Origin of the sequence: Kitasatospora gansuensis, from assembly GCF_014203705.1 — a bacterium.
GTDB classification, from domain to species: Bacteria; Actinomycetota; Actinomycetes; order Streptomycetales; family Streptomycetaceae; genus Kitasatospora; species Kitasatospora gansuensis.
This window is the reverse complement of sequence record NZ_JACHJR010000001.1, coordinates 1,785,793-1,802,837: the sequence shown is the minus strand read 5'-3', so window position 1 is coordinate 1,802,837 and position 17,045 is coordinate 1,785,793. Positions and strand designations below refer to the sequence as shown.

The window sequence follows — 17,045 nt, the reverse complement described above, 5'->3', positions numbered from 1 at the left end:
TGGACGCGTCCGTGGACCAGATAGTCGAGGCACTCCGCAAGTCCATGCTGGACAACGAGCGCCTGCGTCAGCTGAACGGCAGCCTCACCGCGGCGGCCGTCGAACCGATCGCCATCGTCGGGATGGCCTGCCGCTACCCCGGCGGGGTGGAAACCCCGCAGGACCTCTGGCGGCTGGTCGCCGACGGGGTCGACGCCGTGTCGGACTTCCCGGCCGACCGTGGCTGGGACCTCGACGGGGTGTACGACCCCGAGCCCGGCAAGGCCGGCAAGAGCATCGCCCACGAGGGCGGATTCCTGCACGACGCCGCCGACTTCGACCCCGGCTTCTTCGGCATCGCGCCGAACGAGGCCCTCACCATCGACCCCCAGCAGCGCCTGCTGCTGGAGACCTCCTGGGAGGCGATCGAGAACGCGGGCGTCGACCCGCTCGCCCTGAAGGGCAGCCGGACCGGGGTCTACGCCGGGGTGATGTACCACGACTACGGCTTCGGCAGCAGCGACGGCAGCCTGGTCACCGGCCGGGTCGCGTACACCCTCGGCCTGGAGGGCCCGGCCGTCACGGTGGACACCGCCTGCTCGTCCTCGCTGGTCGCGCTGCACATGGCGGTCCAGGCACTGCGGACCGGTGAGGTCTCGCTCGCGCTGGCCGGCGGCGTCACCGTGATGACCAACCCCGACATGTTCGTCTACTTCAGCACCCAGCGCGGACTGGCCAAGGACGGGCGCTGCAAGTCCTTCTCCGAGCACGCGGACGGCACCGGCTGCTCGGAGGGTACGGGCATGCTGCTGCTCGAGCGGCTCTCCGACGCCCAGCGCAACGGCCACCGGATCCTGGCCGTGGTGCGCGGCTCGGCCACCAACCAGGACGGCGCCTCCAGCGGCCTGACCACCCCCAACGGCCCGTCCCAGCAGCGCGTCATCCGGGCGGCGCTGGCCAACGCCCAGCTGACGCCCGCCGACGTGGACACCGTCGAGGCGCACGGTACGGGCACCACGCTGGGCGACCCGATCGAGGCGCAGGCACTGCTCGCCACGTACGGCAAGGGCCGGGCCGCCGACCAGCCGCTCTGGCTGGGCTCGTTGAAGTCGAACCTGGGTCACACCCAGGCGGCGGCCGGGGTCGGCGGCATCATCAAGATGGTCGAGGCGATCCGGCACGGCGTACTGCCCAAGTCGCTGCACTCGGCGGACCGCACCTCCAAGGTCGACTGGGAGGCGGGCGGCGTCGAGCTGCTGACCGAGGCCCGGGCCTGGCCGGAGACCGGCCGGGTACGGCGGGCCGGTGTCTCGTCCTTCGGGCTGAGCGGCACCAACGCGCACGTCATCATCGAGCAGGCCCCCGCCGAGGTGGCCCCGGCCGCCGACGGTGTCCAACTCCCCGACGTGCCCTGGGTGTTCTCCGGCCGGACGGTGGAGGCGCTGCGCGGCCAGGCGGCCAAGCTGGCCGACCACATCGAGGCCGACCCCGCGCTCGGGATCGCCGACGTGGGCTGGTCGCTGGCCGTCACCCGCTCCGCACTGGAGCGGCGGGCGGTGGTCGTCGGCGCCGACCGGGCCGAGCTGATCGCCGGACTGCGGGCCGTCGCCGAGGGCGCCGAGGTGCCGGGGCAGGCCCGGCCGGGCGCGCAGGTGGCGTTCCTGTTCACGGGGCAGGGGTCGCAGCGGCTCGGGATGGGGCGTGAACTGCACGCTGCGTTCCCGGTGTTCGCGGCGGCGTTCGACGAGGTGTTGGGTGCGCTGGGTGGTTCGCTGCGGGATGTGGTGTGGGGTGACGATGCGTCGGAGCTGAACCGCACCGTGAACACGCAGAGTGCGCTGTTCGCCTTCGAGGTGGCGCTGTTCAGGTTGGTGGAGTCGTGGGGTGTGCGGCCTGATTTCCTGGCCGGGCACTCGGTGGGTGAGATCGCGGCTGCGCACGTGGCCGGGGTGCTGTCGCTCTCCGACGCCGCCAAGCTGGTCTCCGCGCGTGGTCGGCTGATGCAGGAACTGCCTTCGGGTGGTGCGATGGTGGCGATCGAGGCGACCGAGGCCGAGGTCCTGCCGCTGCTCACCGCCGAGGTCAGCATCGCGGCGGTCAACGGCCCCCGCTCGGTGGTGGTCTCGGGTGACGAGGCCACCGTGCTGGAGATCGCTTCGGGCTTCGCCCGGACGAAGCAGCTGAGCGTGTCGCACGCGTTCCACTCGCCGCTGATGGACCCGATGCTGGACGAGTTCCGCGCGGTGGTTTCCGGGCTGACGTTTGCCGAGCCGTCGATCGCGGTGGTGGCGTCGGGCTCGTTCACGGACCCCGAGTACTGGGTGAGCCACGTCCGCGACGCGGTCCGATTCGCCGACAATGTCCGGGAGTTGGCCGCCCGGGGGGTCTCCCGCTTCCTGGAGATCGGCCCCGACGGCATCCTGACCGGGCTGGCCCAGCAGAGCGTCGAGTCCGAGGACGCGGTCTTCGTCGCGGCCGCGCGCAAGGACCGGGCGGAGACCACCGCGCTGGTCACCGCGCTCGGCCGCCTGCACTCCGCCGGTGTGGCGGTCAGCTGGTCGGCGTTCTTCGCCGACTCGGGCGCCCGCCGGGTGGAGCTGCCGACGTACGCCTTCCAGCGCAGCCGCTACTGGGTGGACGCGCTGGCCGGGGGCAGTGCCGACGGTGACGTCGCGTCGGTCGGCCAGCAGCGGGTCGAGCACCCGCTGCTCGGGGCGGCGCTCGCGCTGCCCGACACCGAGGGGCTGGTGCTCACCGGCCGGCTGTCGGTCGACGGGCAGGGCTGGGTCGCCGACCACGACGTACTGGGCAGCATCCTGCTGCCGGGCACCGGCTTCGTCGAGCTGGCGGCCCGCGCCGCCGAGCAGGCCGGGGCCGACCTGGTGGAGGAACTGACCATCCAGGCCCCGCTGATCCTGCCGGAGCGCGGCGGCCTCGCCGTCCAGGTCTCGGTCGGTGCGGCGGATGTGACGGACCGTCGCTCGCTGCGGATCTACTCCCGCTCCGAGGCCGACGCCCAGGGCCCGTGGACCCTGCACGCCGAGGGCGTGCTCGCCGCCGGTGCCCCGGCCCCGGCCTTCGACTTCACCGAGTGGCCGCCCGCCGGGGCCACCGCTGTGGACGTCCAGGACCTCTACTCGGTGCTGCTGGGCCAGGGTTACGCTTACGGGCCGGTGTTCCAGGGCGTCCAGGCGGCCTGGAAGCGCGGCGACGAGGTCTTCGCCTCGGTCGCCCTGCCCGCTCAGTCGCACGCCGAGGCCGCCCGCTTCGGCATCCACCCCGCGCTGTTGGACGCGTCCATGCACGCGCTCAGCCTCGGCGAGGGCGGCGAGGACCAGACCCTGCTGCCGTTCTCCTGGGCCGGGGTCACCCTGCACGCGGTGGGTGCCACCGCGGTGCGGGTCAGGCTGGTGCGGCCGACCGACACCACGATCAGCATCGAGCTGGCGGACACCGAGGGTGCCCCGGTGGCGACGGTCGAGTCGCTGACGTTCCGTCCGGTCACCCCGGAGCAGCTCGGTTCGGGTGGCCCGGCGCAGGCCGGCTCGCTCTTCCAACTCGTCTGGAACCCGCTCCCGTTGACCGCACTCGGGGCCCCCGACCCGGTGGACTGGGGGAGTCTGGACCTGGACGGCCCTGTGGTGCCGGAGACCGTCCTGCTGGAGATCAGCGCGGCCACCGTGGACCTGCCCGCCGGGGCCAGGGTGGCGGCCAACCAGGTGCTCGCGGTGGTCCAGGAGTGGCTGGCCGACGAGCGGTACGCCGACTCGCGGCTGGCCGTCGCCACCCACGGTGGGGTCACCGTGGTCGGCGAGCCCGGCGACCTCACCCAGACCCCGGTCTGGGGCCTGGTGCGCGCCGCGCAGGCCGAACACCCGGGCCGGTTCGTCCTGGTGGACATCGACGACCGGGCCGAGTCCCGGATCGCCCTGGCCGGTGCGCTGGCCACGGGTGAGCCCGAGCTGGCCATCCGGGCGGGCGAGGTGCTGGTGCCCCGGCTGACCGCGCTGCCGGTCCCGGCCGACGCCGCCGGCCCCGAACTGGACCCGGCGGGCACCGTCCTGATCACCGGCGGCACCGGCGGGCTGGGCGCGCTGGTGGCCCGTCACCTGGTAACCGAGTACGGCGTCCGGCACCTGCTGCTCACCAGCCGGCGCGGCCCGGCCGCGCCCGGCGCCGCCGAACTGGTCGCCGAGCTCACCGAGTTGGGCGCGGAGGTGACCGTCACGGCCGCCGACGTGGCCGAACGGGCCGCCCTGGAGGGCCTGTTGGCGAGCATCCCGGACGCTCACCCGCTGACCGGCGTGGTGCACGTGGCGGGTGTGGTGCACAACGGGGTCATCGGCTCCTGGACGGCGGAGCTGGTGGACTCCAGCCTCGCCCCCAAGGCCGACGCCGCCTGGTACCTGCACGAGCTGACCGCCGAGCTGGACCTCGGGCTGTTCGTCCTGTTCTCCTCGGCCGGCGGGCTGGTGCTCGCCCAGGGGCAGGCCGGGTACGCCGCCGCCAACGTGTTCCTCGACGGCCTGGCCGAGCACCGGCGGCTGGCGGGCCTGCGGGCGACCTCGCTGGCCTGGGGCGCCTGGGCGGTGGACACCGGCATGAGCCAGTACCTCGCCGAGGCCGACCTGCTGCGGATGCGCCGGCAGGGCCTGCCCGCCTTCTCGGCGGCCGAGGGCCTGGCGATGCTCGACTCGGCGCTGCGGGTCACCGACGCGGCCGTGGTGGTCCCGGTGCACGTGGACCCGGTCGCCCTGCGCGCCCGGGCCGACGAACTCCCGGCCCTGCTCCGCGGGTTGGTCAAGGCACCGACCCGGCGGCCGTCCCGGGCCGGCGCCCACCAGGGTGCGGGCCAGACCCTGCCGGAGCAGCTGGCGGGCGTCACCGGTGCGGACCTCGACCGGGCCGTCCTCCAGGTGGTCAGGACCCACGCCGCCGAGATCCTCGGCCACCCGGGCCCGGACGCGATCGACCCCGAGCGGGGCTTCCTGGACATCGGGTTCGACTCGCTCAGCGCGCTCGAACTGCGCAACCGGATGGTCACCGCGGCGGGCCGGAACCTGACGCCGATGCTGGTCTTCGACTACCCGTCGGCCAGTGCGCTCGCGGCCTACCTGCGGGAGCTGCTCTTCGAGACCGAGGAGCAGGGCATCGACGAGGACCTGGTCGCGGCCAGCACGGACGAGCTGTTCGACATCCTCGACGCCGAACTCGGCATCTCCGGCTGACCGTTGTCCCTCGAACCGGCCTCGTCCGACCCCGGCCCGCGGCGGCTGTCCGGGCTGACGTGGCCTCAGGCGGCACGGCTGGCACCGTACTCGGTGCTGGCCGTGCCGCTCGGCGCGACCGAACAGCACGGCCCGCACCTGCCGTTCACGGTGGACACCGAGGTGGCCGCGGCCCTGTGCGAACGCCTGGCGGCGGCCCGGGAGTCGGTGGTGGTGGCGCCCGCCCTGGCGTACGGGTCGAGCGGTGAGCACGCCGGCTTCCCCGGCACGCTGTCGATCGGGCAGCGGGCGCTGGAGCTGCTGCTGGTCGAACTGGTGCGCTCCGCCGACGACTTCGCCGGTGTGGTGCTGGTCTGCGGCCACGGCGGCAACGCCGCCCCGCTGCACCGCGCGGTCACCCGACTGCGGGCGGAGGGCCGCCGGGTGCTGGCCTGGTCACCGTCCGGACCGCCGGAGGACAGCCACGCCGGACGCACCGAGACCTCCGCGATGCTGGCGCTGCGCCCCGCCGCCGTCCGCCCCGAGCTGGCCGAACCCGGCAACACCGCCGGGCTGGTGGAATTACTGCCCGTCCTCCGCACCGGCGGCCTGGCAGCGGTCACCCCGAACGGCGTCCTGGGCGACCCCACCGGAGCCACCGCTGATGAGGGGCACCACCTGCTGGACGGCTGGACGGCCACCCTGCTGACGGCGTACGACGGCTGGACCACCGTACGCTGACGAGCGGGTCGTCCTCGTGAGGGATCACATCCCGGGCGGGCGAGTTCAGTATCCGCGATCGCCGCAGGTGATGCTCCGAGGGCCGCAGTGGTGTGCCGTTTCGGTGAACGCGCGCAGGCGAGGGTTGTCGCGGGCGGTGGGCCAGACGAGTGCCCACTCGGTGAGCGGCGCGTCACGGATCGGCACGTACGTGATACCCGGATGCGTGTAGTACCAGGTGACGTGCTCGTTCAACGGGCTGACGATCTTCCCGGCGGCGATGAGGGCGAGCACTTCGTGGAAGGTCCGGGCCGATGGCCCACGCGGTACGGGGCGCCCCTGCGGGGTGTGCCGGGGCAGCATCGCCTCGCCCCAGTAGTCGGGTGGCTCGGGGCCGGGTTCGAAGACCGTGCAGTCGCCGAGGTCCTCCATCGACACCGACTCCCGGTTGGCCCACTCGGATGCGGCAGGCACGGCGAGCACCCGGCCCTCCGTCAGAACGCCGGGGCCGACCGTCAGATCGGGCTCCCGTACCGGCAGCCACATCAGTTGGACGTCGACCTGCCCCGACCGCAGCAGAGCGAACGGGTCGCTGAAGTGGTACTCGACCATGGAGACTTCGCAGTTGGCGTACCGCTCCACGAATGCGTCGATCACGGCCCGCATCTCGTGGCCCAGAGCACCCATGACGCCCAGCCGAAGTGTCCCGCAGACCTCTCCGGCTGCGGCACTGGCCCGGGCGAGCCCGTCGTGGATCTGGTCGTACGCCTGTTGCAGGTCCGCACGCAGCCGGCGTCCGACCGGCGTCAGGGCGACTGTCCGGCTGGTGCGCTCGAACAGGGCGGCACCGACCCGCCGTTCCTGCTTTCTGATCGCCTGACTCACCCGCGCCTGGGAGACGTGCAGCCGTGCCGCGGTGCGGCCGAAGTGCAGCTCCTCCGCCAGCGTCAGGAAGATCTCGATGTCCCGCAGTTCCACGCCCCGCCCCCCGATCGATAACCGCACGGTTATCGGCGCTTCCGCGAAGTCTACGTTGATCCCGACCGGCGCATGCCCGAGGCTGACGACCACCGGACATCAGGACGACCCATGCCGGCCTGCCTGCGTCAACAGCTCGTCACACAAGGAAGTCGATGCCATGCCCACCCTGCCCTGGACCGTCCCCAACCCGCCGACGAAACACACCGATGCACTGATCATGGCGTCACGGTTCGAGGTGCGCAGCCTGAAGGACGTGCCGCGGTTCTTCCTCAACTCGTTGGCAGCGTGGCGCCAAGTCCGGCGCGCACCTGGAGCGTTCGGCGCATCACTGATCGCGCGCCCACTGCAGCGCACCTTCCTGACCGTGTCGGCGTGGGACAACCGCGCTTCGCTCACGGCCTACCGCGACACCGACCCGCACCGCCGAATCGTCACGGCGATGCGTCCGACGATGAAGCAGTCGACTTTCGTGTTCTGGATGACCTCGGTCGACAGCCTCCCGATCAGCTGGACCGAAGCCGAGCGCCGTCTCGACGAGGAGGTCACACGGCAGGAAGAGCGGAACGCATCCCCGGGACGAGAGCTCCGGTTCGACCACCGGTGATCGCGGCCCGCTCATGGGTGAGTGCGAGAGGCACCGTCAGGCGACGGTACGTCAGTCGGCGGGCCGCTGAACCCCGTCCCGGCCCGGCCAGTCGGACAGGTCGGGCAGCAGCGGGGCGACCGTGCGGTGGCGCAGTGCGCCCCACCAGACCCCGGCCCCGTAGGCGAGGTCGTCGGCGATCCGAGCCGCCGTCCAGCGGGGGAGGTCCACCAGGGGGCGGTCGCGGTACCAGTCCACCGCGTGGCGGGCGAAGGCGGCGGCGAGCAGGGGGCGGCCCGCCCGGGTTGCCGCCAGCAGGGGGACGGCCACCGGCCACCAGGAGCGGGTCACGGCGTCGCCGAGCAGGCGCCCGGCGCCGAGGTGGCCGCGGGCGGCCAGTTGGAGGGACTCGCGGGCCGGGACGCCGAACGGGGCGAGCTTGCGCGGCAGCAGGGCGGCGGTGCCGGCGGCGATGGCCACCCCGGTCGCCGGGCGGCCGAGGGCCAGGGCGGCCCAGGCGGCCGCGCTCCAGAACGAGACCTTCACCGGGGCGACCGCCCGGCCGTGCCGCAGGGCCAGTGGGGCGGCCGAAGTGCCGTACCCGAAGCGCTGCTTGGCCCAGGCCCGCCAGTCCGGGCGGGGCTCGTGCCGCACCACGGCGGCCGGTTCGTACCGCACCAGGCCGGTGCCGGCCGCCAGCCGCCAGATCAGGTCGACGTCCTCGCCGAACCGCATCCGTTCGTCGAAGCCGCCGAGCTCGCGCAGCGCGGAGGTGCGCAGCACCAGGGCGGCGGACGGCAGGTAGCTGACCCGACTGCCGGGGCGCACCACGCCGCCGACCGGACCGAGGTCGAGCGGGGAGCGGGTCTGCTCGTACCGGGCCAGCAGCGAGCGGCCCGGGGTGCTGCGCACCCGGGGGGCGACCGCGACCACGTCCGGGTCCTCGAAGTGCCGGAGCAGCGGCTCCAGCCAGCCGGGCTCGGGGGTGACGTCCGCGTCCAGGAAGGCCACCAGCTCGGTACCGGCCTTCCGCCAGCCGGAGTTGCGGGCGGCGGCGGGGCCCCGGGAGTGCTCGTGGCGGACGGCCGCGCCCGGGATCGGCAGCTTCGAGCCGTCGTCCACCAGCAGCAGCTTCGCGGTGTCCGCGACGGCGGCCGCCAGCCCGGCCAGGCCGTCCGGCTGGTCGCGGACCGGGACCACCAAGGTGACGTCCTGGGCGGTGAGCCGGGCGGACCGGTGCACCGGGTGGGCGATCCCGGCCCGGACCAGCCGGGCGGCGAGCAGCCGGTGCGCGGTCACGGGGGCGACCGGCGCACCGGCCAGCCAGCCGCCGACCAGGGCGGCGGCCTGGGTGGAGAGCCGCAGTACCCGGTACGGCGAACCGCCGAGCAGGGTCCGGCCGTCCTCCCAGAACTGCACGCTCTGATCGGCCGTCAGGTGCAGCTGCGTCATGTCCTGGCGGTCCGTCATGCCGTGAACCCACCGTCTGCGTGGACCACGGTGCCGGTGATGGCGGAGGAGTCGGGGTGGCAGAGCCAGCAGACGGCGGCGGCCACCTCGGCCGGGTCGAGCAGCCGCTCGGTCAGCTGGTGTCGGGCGAACTCCTCGACGTCGGTGAGGTCGTAGAGTGCCGCGCTGGCGTCCAGCATCGCGGTCCGGGTCGAGCCGGGGGAGACCGCGGTGGCGGTGACGCCGGTGCCGCGCAGGTCGGTGGCCAGGCCGCGGACCAGGCCGACCACGGCGTGCTTGGCGGCGTTGTAGGCGGCCAGGTGCCAGAGGCCGCGGTGTCCGGCGGCCGAGGCCAGCGCGACGAACCGGCCGGTGCGCGGCTGCGGGCGGCGGAGCAGGGCGGGTACGGCGGCGGCGGCCAGGTTGGCCACGCCGCGTACTCCGATGTCGAGCAGGACGTCCCACTCGGTGTCGGTGGTCTCCCAGAGCGGCCGGCCGCCCGCGATCACGGCCGCTGCCGCCACGGCCGCGTCCAGCCCGCCGAACCGGTGCTCGGCCTCCGCGACGGCCGCGCGCAGCGCGGTGGCGTCGCGGACGTCGGCGACCACCGGGACGACCGAATCGGGCCAGCGGTCGGCGAGTTCGAGCAGCTGCTGCTTGGTGCCCAGCGGGTAGTCGACGCCGGGCAGGTCCTCGCACACGTCCACGGCGACCACCCGCCAGCCCTGGTCGGCTAGTTGGGTCACCACGGCGGCGCCGATGCCGCGCGCCGCGCCGGTGACCAGGGCGACCCTGGTGGTCTCGGAGGTCAGCACTGGTCGTCCTCCCGGGTGAGGTGGGTGAGGTAGCCGTGCTCGCGGAGGTAGCCGAGCAGTTCGTCGACGGCCGCCTCGGGCCCGGCCGGGGTGATCACCCGGGCGGCGGTGCGCGGGCGGTCGGTCTCGGTCAGGGCCCGGATCCGGGCCAGCGGGTCGGCGCCGACGGGGGCGGGCAGCACGAGCGGCCGGGGCCGGTACGGCCGGGCCGGGCTCAGCCTGACCCGCTGCCGGGGCTCGGGGAGGGAGATGGTGGCGACCGGGATCTCGGCCGTCCGGGCGGTGAGCAGGGCGGGCAGGGCGGCCCGCCGCAGCCGGGCACTGCCGGGCTCGACCGAGCAGACGGCCGGCTGGGGCACCGTCAGCTGCTCGCGACGTCGGCCGTCGATCCGCCGGACAGCTGTCAACTGACGATCAGTGAGCGTGAGTTGGGTGAGGCCGAGCGCCTGGGCGGTGCCCAGTCGGGCGGCCAGGAAGGCCGGGGTCGCGCCGGTGCCCCGGCCGGTGGAGCGGTCGCCGCAGAGCAGCAGAGCGGGTACGGCGGTGAGCCCGGTGGCCAGCGCGCGGGCCTTGGCGTCACTGCCGACCGCACCCGGGCAGTCGATCCGGAGCACCTGCTGCACCCCGCAGGCCAGCGCCTGGCGGAGCACCTCCTCGCCGCCGGCCGGCCCGACGGTGACCGCCAGGCTGCGTCCGCCCAGCGCCTCGGTGAGTCGGAGCACCAGCTCCAGGGCAGCGGCGTCGGCCCCGCCGAGCGGGTCGGTGGGGCTCAACGCGGCCACCACCAGCGGCTGTTCGGCCATGTCGGTCAGCCCTTTCGGAACACGACGCCGAGGCCGCCGTCCGGGTAGGTCCAGGTGATCGCGCCCTCGGCGTCGCAGACCTGGTAGCAGGCGCCGCACTCGAAGCACTGCTCGAAGTTGAAGAGGATCCCGCCGTCGGCCCTGGGCACGAACAGCTTGGCCGGGCAGACGTGCAGGCAGGACCGGACGGTGCAGGAGTCGCACACCTCGGTGTCGACGGTGATGTGGGCCCGCTCGGACACCCGGAACTCGGTGCCGTCCATCCGGTCGTCGAAGGAGATCTCGCGGTAGTCCTCGCCAGGCTGACCGGTCATCCGAACGCCCTCATTCCGGTGATCGCGTCGGCCAGTAGCCGACGCGGGCTGACGCCGTGCCGGCGGACCGCCGTGCGCAGCAGGCGCCGGAGACCCGGCTTCGGGCGGGGGTTGTCCACCTCGAACAGCCCCTCGGCGAGGTCGCAGATCAGTCCGGGGTACTGCCGCTGCATCCGCTCGGAGAGCACCAGCCCGGGCACCTTGCGCAGCTTGCGGTGGTCGGCCAGCACGAACGACTTCTCCAGCGCCCGCCGGTAGCCCGCGAGCCCGGCCTGCGAGGTGTCCCCGGCGCCGATCGCGGCGACCGCCGCGCGGCCGGCGTACATCCCGGCGCCGATCGCGAAGTTCACGCCCTCCAGCCAGATCCCGGCGGCCAGGCACATCCCGGCGGCGTCCCCGGCCACCAGCAGTCCGTCACCGGCCAGTTCGGGCAGGTGGTCGTAGCCGCCCTCGGGGATCAGGTGCGCCGCGTACTCGACCTGGCGGCCGCCGCGCACCAGCGGGGCGATCGCCGGGTGGGCCTTGAGATCGGCGAGCAGCTCCTCGGGGCGGACCTTGGCGGTGGCCAGGCCGGGCAGCCCGACCACCACGCCGAGGCTGACCGACTCCAGGTTGGTGTAGAGGAAGCCGCCGCCCGGGATGCCCCGGGTGCAGCCGAGGATCTCGATGTCCTGGCCGTCCCGGCCGGTCAGCCCGAAGCGCTGCTCGATCACCTCGCGCGGCAGGGCCAGCGTCTCCTTCACCCCGAGGGTGAGGTGGCGGGCGGTGTCCTGCTTGGGGTGCAGCCCGGCCTCCTTGGCCAGGAAGGAGTTGACGCCGTCGCAGGCGATCACCACCCGGGCGGTCAGGTCGCCGTCCGGCCGGTCGGTGCGGACGCCGACCACGGTGCCCGCCGTGGTCCGCAGCAGGCCGGTGGCCACCGTGGCGGGCACCAGCACCGCCCCGGCCGCGACGGCGTGGCCGGCCAGCCAGCCGTCCAGGTCGGCGCGGTGCGCGGTGGCGCCGTTGTACGGGGCGGTGCCCCAGCGCTGGCTGCGGAAGTCCACGGTGAGGGCCTGATCGGCCGTCATGACCATGGTCGAGCGGCGGGTCACCCAGCGCTCGACCGGCATCTCCTCCCACCACTGCGGCACCAGCTCGTCCAGCACCCGGCCGTAGACCACCCCGCCGTAGACGTTCTTCGAGCCGGGGAACGGGCCGCGCTCCAGCAGCGCCACCGAGCAGCCGGCCCGGGCGGCGGCCAGCGCGGCGGCCGATCCGGCCGGTCCCGCGCCGACCACCAGCACGTCGAAGTCGGGCTTCCCCGGGGGCTGTTGCAGCAGCACCGAGGCCGAGGAGGGGCCCGCATAGGTGTCAGTCACGGGGGGCCTCCGGGGTCAGCCGACGGGCCAGTTCGGCCAGCACGGACGGGGCGTCGGCGACGACCGCGAGGTCGGCCAGCGCGGTCATCGGGCAGTACGGGTCGGTGTTCACGCTGACCAGGTGGGCGGGGCGGCCGAGGCCGCCGACGTGCTGGGCGGCGCCGGAGATGCCGAAGGCCAGGTAGAGCTCGGGGGCGACCACCACGCCGGTGGTGCCGATCTGGCGCTCCTCGCCGGTCCAGCCCGCGTCGGTGACCACCCGGGTGGCGCCGACGGCGGCCCCGAGCGCGGCGCCGACCGTCTCCAGCAGGGTGATCGCGGCGGGGCCGGTCAGCTCGCCGGTGCCCAGGCCCGCGCCCGCCGCCACGATCCGGGCGGCCTGGTCCAGCTGCTCCTGACCCGGTGGCGCGGTGAGCAGCGCCGACTGCTCGGCGTCCGGTCGCACGGGGACGTTGGGTGGCGGGAGTTCGGTGATCTCGGGGGCGTCCGGCAGCGCCAGGGTGCCGCGCAGACCGGGCTCCAGGGTGGCGACGAACGGTCCGCTCACGGTGGCGTCGACCAGGGTCAGGCCGTCCGCGTCGATCAGCTCGGCGCCGGTGCGGTGCACCGCGAGGGCGCCCGCCAGCAGCGGCCGGTCCAGCGCGGCGGCCAGCCGGGGGGCCAGGTCGCGGCCGTCCGGCGAGGCGGGCAGCAGGACCAGGTGACGGTCGGTCAGCAGCGGGGCCAGTGCGGCGGCCAGCGGGCCGGGCGGCCGGGTGCCGGTCTCCGCCGTCCAGACCCGGGTGGCCGTGGTCAGCAGGCCGGCGGCCGCCTTGGTGTCGTCCCCGGCCAGCAGGGCCAGGCCGCCCGCTTCGGCGACCGTCTCGTCCGCCCCGGGCGGCAGGACGCCGTCGCGGACCACCAGGACGGCGATCGGTTCGGTGCCGTTCACAGCGCGCTCCCCACTCGGTGTCCCTCGATCACGGCGGCGTGCGCGCGGCGCGGGGCCAGGCAGTCGCCGATCCGGTGGACCTCGAACGGCGCGTCCCGCAGGGCCTGCCAGAGCTCGTCCTGCGGGGCCTGGTGCACCACGCAGACCACCCAGTCCACCTGCGCGGTGGCCATCGCCCCGGTGGTGTGGGTGAGGATCTGCAGCTCGACCCGCTCGCCGTCCGGCGCGGTCCCGGCCGACAGCACCACCTCGTCGGTGGTCTGCCGGATGCCCTTGGCCTCGGCCCGGACGGTGAAGGTCTCCAGGTCGAGGGTGACGCCGAGGTCCTGGCCGACCACCATGCCGGGGGTCGAGATCCGCACCCGGCAGCCCCGGTCGGCGAGCAACTCGGCGACCGAGGTGGCCTGATGGAAGCCGAGCTCGTCGACCACCAGCACCTCGCCCGCAGGGGCGGCCCGGCCGGTCAGCACGTCGCGGACGTCCACCACCCGGGCCAACCCGGCCGCCCAGTGCGGCGGTTGGGGCCGGGCGCCGGTGGCCAGCACCACCACGTTCGGCTGCTCGGCGGCCAGCGAGGCCACGGTGGCCTCCTGGCCGGTCCTGATCTCCACGTCCAGCCGACGGCACTCGGCCGCCAAGTTGCGTACCACATCCAGGAATTCGGCCCGGACCGGGACGGTCGCGGCCTCCGCCACCTGCCCGCCGGTGGCCGGACCGCGCTCGTACAGGGTGACCCGGTGGCCGCGCCGGGCCGCGCTGGCGGCCGCCTGCAGACCGGCCGGTCCGCCGCCGACCACCAGGACCCGGCGGCCGCGGCGGCCGGGCATCGGCAGCGGCACCGCCTCTCGGCCGGCCCGGGGGTTCTCGATGCAGCCGAGCCAGCGGTTCAGCCCCATCCGCCCGACGCACTCCTGGTTGCAGGACAGGCAGCTGCGGATGTCGGAGGCGTGACCGGCCCGGGCCTTGGCGAGGAAGTCGGGGTCGGCGATCTGGCCCCGGACCACGCCGACCAGGTCACAGTGGCCCTCGGCCAGCGCCCGTTCGGCCTGCGCCGGGTCCTTGATCCGACCCACCCCGATCACCGGCAGGCTGACCGCGCGGCGGATCGCGTTGGAGATGAACAGCGCGTACCCGGCCGGCACCGCCATCGAGGCCTCGATCAGGTACAGCGTCGAAGTGGCCACCCCGATCGAGGTGTTGATGTAGTCGACCTGTCCGGTTGCCTCCACCATCCGGGCCACCTCGACCGCCTCGTCCAGGGTGATGCCGCCCTTGATCAGCTCGTCGCCGCAGAGCCGGACCCCGAGCGCCCGGTCCGGACCGATCGCCGCCCGGACGGCCGCCACCAACTCAAGGAGCAGCCGGGCCCGGTGGGTCAGCGGGCCGCCGTACCCGTCGGTGCGCAGGTTGGTCGCGGGGGAGAGGAAGCCGCGCACGATCGAGGAGTGCGAGCACTGCAGCTCGACCCCGTCGAAGCCGCCCGCCACGCAGTTCGCGGCCACCGTGGCGTACCCGGCGACCACTTCGGCGATCTCGGCGGCGTCGATCGCCTTCGGCACCTCGCGGAACAGCGGGTCGGGCACGGCGCTCGGCGCCCATACCGGCAGCCGGGAGTACATCGAGGAGGCCTGGCCGCCGTTGTGGTTGAGCTGGGCCAGGATCGGCACGCCGTGCGCGTGCACCGCCTCGGTGATCCGGCGGTAGCCCTCGATCGCCTCCGCGTGGAAGCCGTGGATCAGCTTCTCGTACGGCCAGTCGGTGGGGTGGGTGGAGTGCTCCTCGGTGATGATCATCCCGGCGCCGCCGGCCGCCCGGGCCGCGTAGTACGCCGCGTGCTGCTCGCTCGGCAGGCCGTCCTCGGCGTAGTTGGTCAGGTGGGCCGAGAACACCACCCGGTTGGCCAGGGTCAGCGGGCCGACCCGCAGTGGGGTGAAGAGATGGCGGTAGGCGGTCATCGGTGGGCCCCCTCGGTGCCGGCGGCCAGCCGGAGTGCGGCCCGGCGGCCCTCGAGGACGGCCTGGTAGACCGTGCGCGGGGCCACGCAGTCCCCGGCCACGGGCAGTTCGGGGTGTGCCTCGCGCAGCGACCGCTCCGGCAGCCGGTGGCCGCAGTCGATCAGCACCGCGCACTCGGCCCGCTGCTTGTGCCCGGTCACCACGTCCTCCAACAGGGCGTACCCGTCGTGCAGTTCGAGCACGGTCCGGCGCTTGTACAGGGTCACCCCGGCCTGCTGGAGCCGGGTGTTGGCGGCCGCCAGGTCGCCGGTCAGGGCCAGCTGGGTGCCGACCACCTGATCCTGCGTCACGATCGCGGTGGGTCGTCCGGCCGCCGCGAGCAGCTCGGCGACCGCGACCCCGACGGCGTCGCCGATCGGGTCGAAGACCAGCACCGGACCCGGCGGCAGGGACCGCGCGGTCGGGTCGGCGGCCAGCTCGGCCGGGCGGACCACGGTGCCGCCCAGCCGGTCGAAGCCGTGCGGTCCCGGTACCGAGCCGGTGGCCAGCAGGACGCTCCGGCCGTCCGCCGCGGCCGCGTCGAGCTGCGCCGCGGTGAGCCGGGTGCCGGTCCGTACGGTCACGCCGAGCCGGTCGGTCTCGGCCGCCAGCCAGTCGGCCAGCAGGGCGAGCCGCTCCCGGCCGGGCAGCGCGGCGGCCGTCCGCAGCGAGCCGCCCGACTGCGCCGACCCTTCGGCGAGTTCCACCGTGTGGCCGCGCAGCGCGAGCACCCGGGCGGCCTCCAGACCGGCCGGGCCGCCGCCGACCACCAGCACGTCGAGGGGTTGGGCGTCCCGGCCCGGCACCGGCTGGTCCTCGGTCTCGTGGCCACTGGCCGGTTCGCCGACGCAGCTGACGATCGGGTTCCGGTTGTCCCGGACCCGGCAGCGCTGGTTGCACAGCACGCAGGGCCGGATCCGCTCCGGGTGCCCGGCCCGCAGCAGCGCGACCAGTTCGGGTTCGGCGATCTGCGCCCTGGTCATCTCGACCAGGTCGGCGACCCCGTCGTCCAGCGCCCACTGGGCCTGGCCGACCTCGACCACCGAGCCCTGCAGGGCGACCGGTGCGGCGCCCGCCACGGCCGTTCTGACGGTGCGGCAGAGATCGAGGTTGAAGCCGGGCGGGGTGTGGCCGTCCGGCCGGGTGGCGGAGAGGTTCATCGCCGAGCCCCGGACCACCACCAGGTAGTCCGTCAAGGGCGCGAATTCGGCCGCCAGTTCGGCCCCCCGCTCGGGGGTGATCCCGGCCCAGGGGGCGAGTTCGTCGCAGCACAGCCGCAGGCCCAGCACCAGGCCGGGCCCGATCGCGGCCCTGGTCGCGGTCAGCACCTCGCGCAGCAGCCGGGCCCGGTCGGTGCCGTGGGCGTCGGAGCGCAGGTTGGTCAGACCGGAGAGGAACTGCCGCAGCAGGCTGTGCTGCCCGGCGTCGATCTCCACCCCGTCCAGACCGGCGCCCGCCGCCAGCCGGGCCGCGGCCGCGAAGTCCTCGACCAGCGGCCCGAGTTCGGTGTCCTCTAGCTCGGCGGGCAGCTCCCGGCTGACCACGTCGGCCACCCGGGAGGGGGCCCGCAGCACGCCCTGCGAGTACGCCGAGGAGCCCTGCCCGCCCGCGTGCCCGAGCCCGGCCAGCACCAGCGTCCCGTACGGGCGGCAGGCCGCGGCCACCGCCCGCCAGCCGTCCGGGCAGTCGGCGGCCAGCGGGGCGCGCTCGTACGGCCAGTCGTCGGCGGCCACGCTCGCGGTCTCGGTGACGATCAGTCCGGCGCCACCGGCCGCCCGGCGCCGGTAGTAGGCGACATGGCGGTCGGAGAGCGCCCGGCGGTGGCCGAGGTTGGTCTCGTGCGGGCCGAACAGCACCCGGCTGGGCGCGGTCCGGCCGGCCAGCGTGATCGGGTCGGTGAGCAGCATG

The 17,045-nt window shown here is 74.6% G+C and carries 11 protein-coding genes and 1 pseudogene; 3 read left to right on the top strand and 9 right to left on the bottom strand.

Features of this window, described 5'->3' with window-relative positions; translation table 11 throughout:
- Window positions 1-14: 14 nt before the first annotated feature.
- Both F4556_RS08125 and mftE read left to right on the top strand, forming a co-directional pair.
- Window positions 15-5,207, top strand: a pseudogene (locus tag F4556_RS08125) (type I polyketide synthase); the annotation flags it as partial.
- A gap of 3 nt (window positions 5,208-5,210) precedes the next feature.
- Window positions 5,211-5,927 (top strand): mycofactocin biosynthesis peptidyl-dipeptidase MftE, encoded by a 717-nt coding sequence (gene mftE, locus F4556_RS08120; RefSeq protein ID WP_221503557.1) that lies wholly within the window; start codon window positions 5,211-5,213, stop codon window positions 5,925-5,927.
- Between the two features lie 45 nt (window positions 5,928-5,972).
- Here mftE and F4556_RS08115 read toward each other — a convergent pair whose 3' ends face one another.
- Window positions 5,973-6,884 (bottom strand): LysR family transcriptional regulator, encoded by a 912-nt coding sequence (locus F4556_RS08115; protein WP_184912919.1) that lies wholly within the window; start codon window positions 6,882-6,884, stop codon window positions 5,973-5,975.
- Between the two features lie 160 nt (window positions 6,885-7,044).
- On the opposite strand from F4556_RS08115, the gene F4556_RS08110 reads away from it, so the two are divergent.
- The gene (locus F4556_RS08110; protein WP_184912917.1) at window positions 7,045-7,491 is read left to right on the top strand and encodes a DUF3291 domain-containing protein; all 447 of its coding nucleotides are present in this window, start codon (window positions 7,045-7,047) and stop codon (window positions 7,489-7,491) included.
- Between the two features lie 51 nt (window positions 7,492-7,542).
- Here F4556_RS08110 and mftF read toward each other — a convergent pair whose 3' ends face one another.
- From mftF to F4556_RS08070, 8 genes are read right to left on the bottom strand one after another with little or no spacing between them, the layout of a single operon-like run.
- The gene (gene mftF, locus F4556_RS08105) at window positions 7,543-8,940 is read right to left on the bottom strand and encodes a mycofactocin biosynthesis glycosyltransferase MftF (protein ID WP_221503556.1); all 1,398 of its coding nucleotides are present in this window, start codon (window positions 8,938-8,940) and stop codon (window positions 7,543-7,545) included.
- Window positions 8,937-9,734 (bottom strand): mycofactocin-coupled SDR family oxidoreductase, encoded by a 798-nt coding sequence (locus tag F4556_RS08100; RefSeq protein WP_313068207.1) that lies wholly within the window; start codon window positions 9,732-9,734, stop codon window positions 8,937-8,939. The genes mftF and F4556_RS08100 overlap by 4 nt, the downstream gene beginning before the upstream one ends.
- On the bottom strand, window positions 9,728-10,537 hold the full coding sequence (locus tag F4556_RS08095) for a mycofactocin-associated electron transfer flavoprotein beta subunit (protein ID WP_184912916.1): 810 nt from the start codon (window positions 10,535-10,537) through the stop codon (window positions 9,728-9,730). Before F4556_RS08095 ends, F4556_RS08100 begins: the two co-directional genes overlap by 7 nt.
- 5 nt (window positions 10,538-10,542) lie before the next feature.
- Entirely contained in the window at window positions 10,543-10,851 is a 309-nt protein-coding gene (locus F4556_RS08090) for a ferredoxin family protein (RefSeq protein WP_184912914.1), read from the bottom strand.
- On the bottom strand, window positions 10,848-12,212 hold the full coding sequence (locus F4556_RS08085; RefSeq protein WP_184912912.1) for an FAD-dependent oxidoreductase: 1,365 nt from the start codon (window positions 12,210-12,212) through the stop codon (window positions 10,848-10,850). The genes F4556_RS08090 and F4556_RS08085 overlap by 4 nt, the downstream gene beginning before the upstream one ends.
- The gene (locus tag F4556_RS08080) at window positions 12,205-13,143 is read right to left on the bottom strand and encodes a mycofactocin-associated electron transfer flavoprotein alpha subunit (RefSeq protein WP_184912911.1); all 939 of its coding nucleotides are present in this window, start codon (window positions 13,141-13,143) and stop codon (window positions 12,205-12,207) included. The genes F4556_RS08085 and F4556_RS08080 overlap by 8 nt, the downstream gene beginning before the upstream one ends.
- Window positions 13,140-15,098 (bottom strand): mycofactocin system FadH/OYE family oxidoreductase 2, encoded by a 1,959-nt coding sequence (locus tag F4556_RS08075; protein WP_184912909.1) that lies wholly within the window; start codon window positions 15,096-15,098, stop codon window positions 13,140-13,142. Before F4556_RS08075 ends, F4556_RS08080 begins: the two co-directional genes overlap by 4 nt.
- Window positions 15,095-17,044 (bottom strand): mycofactocin system FadH/OYE family oxidoreductase 1, encoded by a 1,950-nt coding sequence (locus tag F4556_RS08070; protein ID WP_184912907.1) that lies wholly within the window; start codon window positions 17,042-17,044, stop codon window positions 15,095-15,097. Before F4556_RS08070 ends, F4556_RS08075 begins: the two co-directional genes overlap by 4 nt.
- Window position 17,045 lies beyond the last annotated feature (1 nt).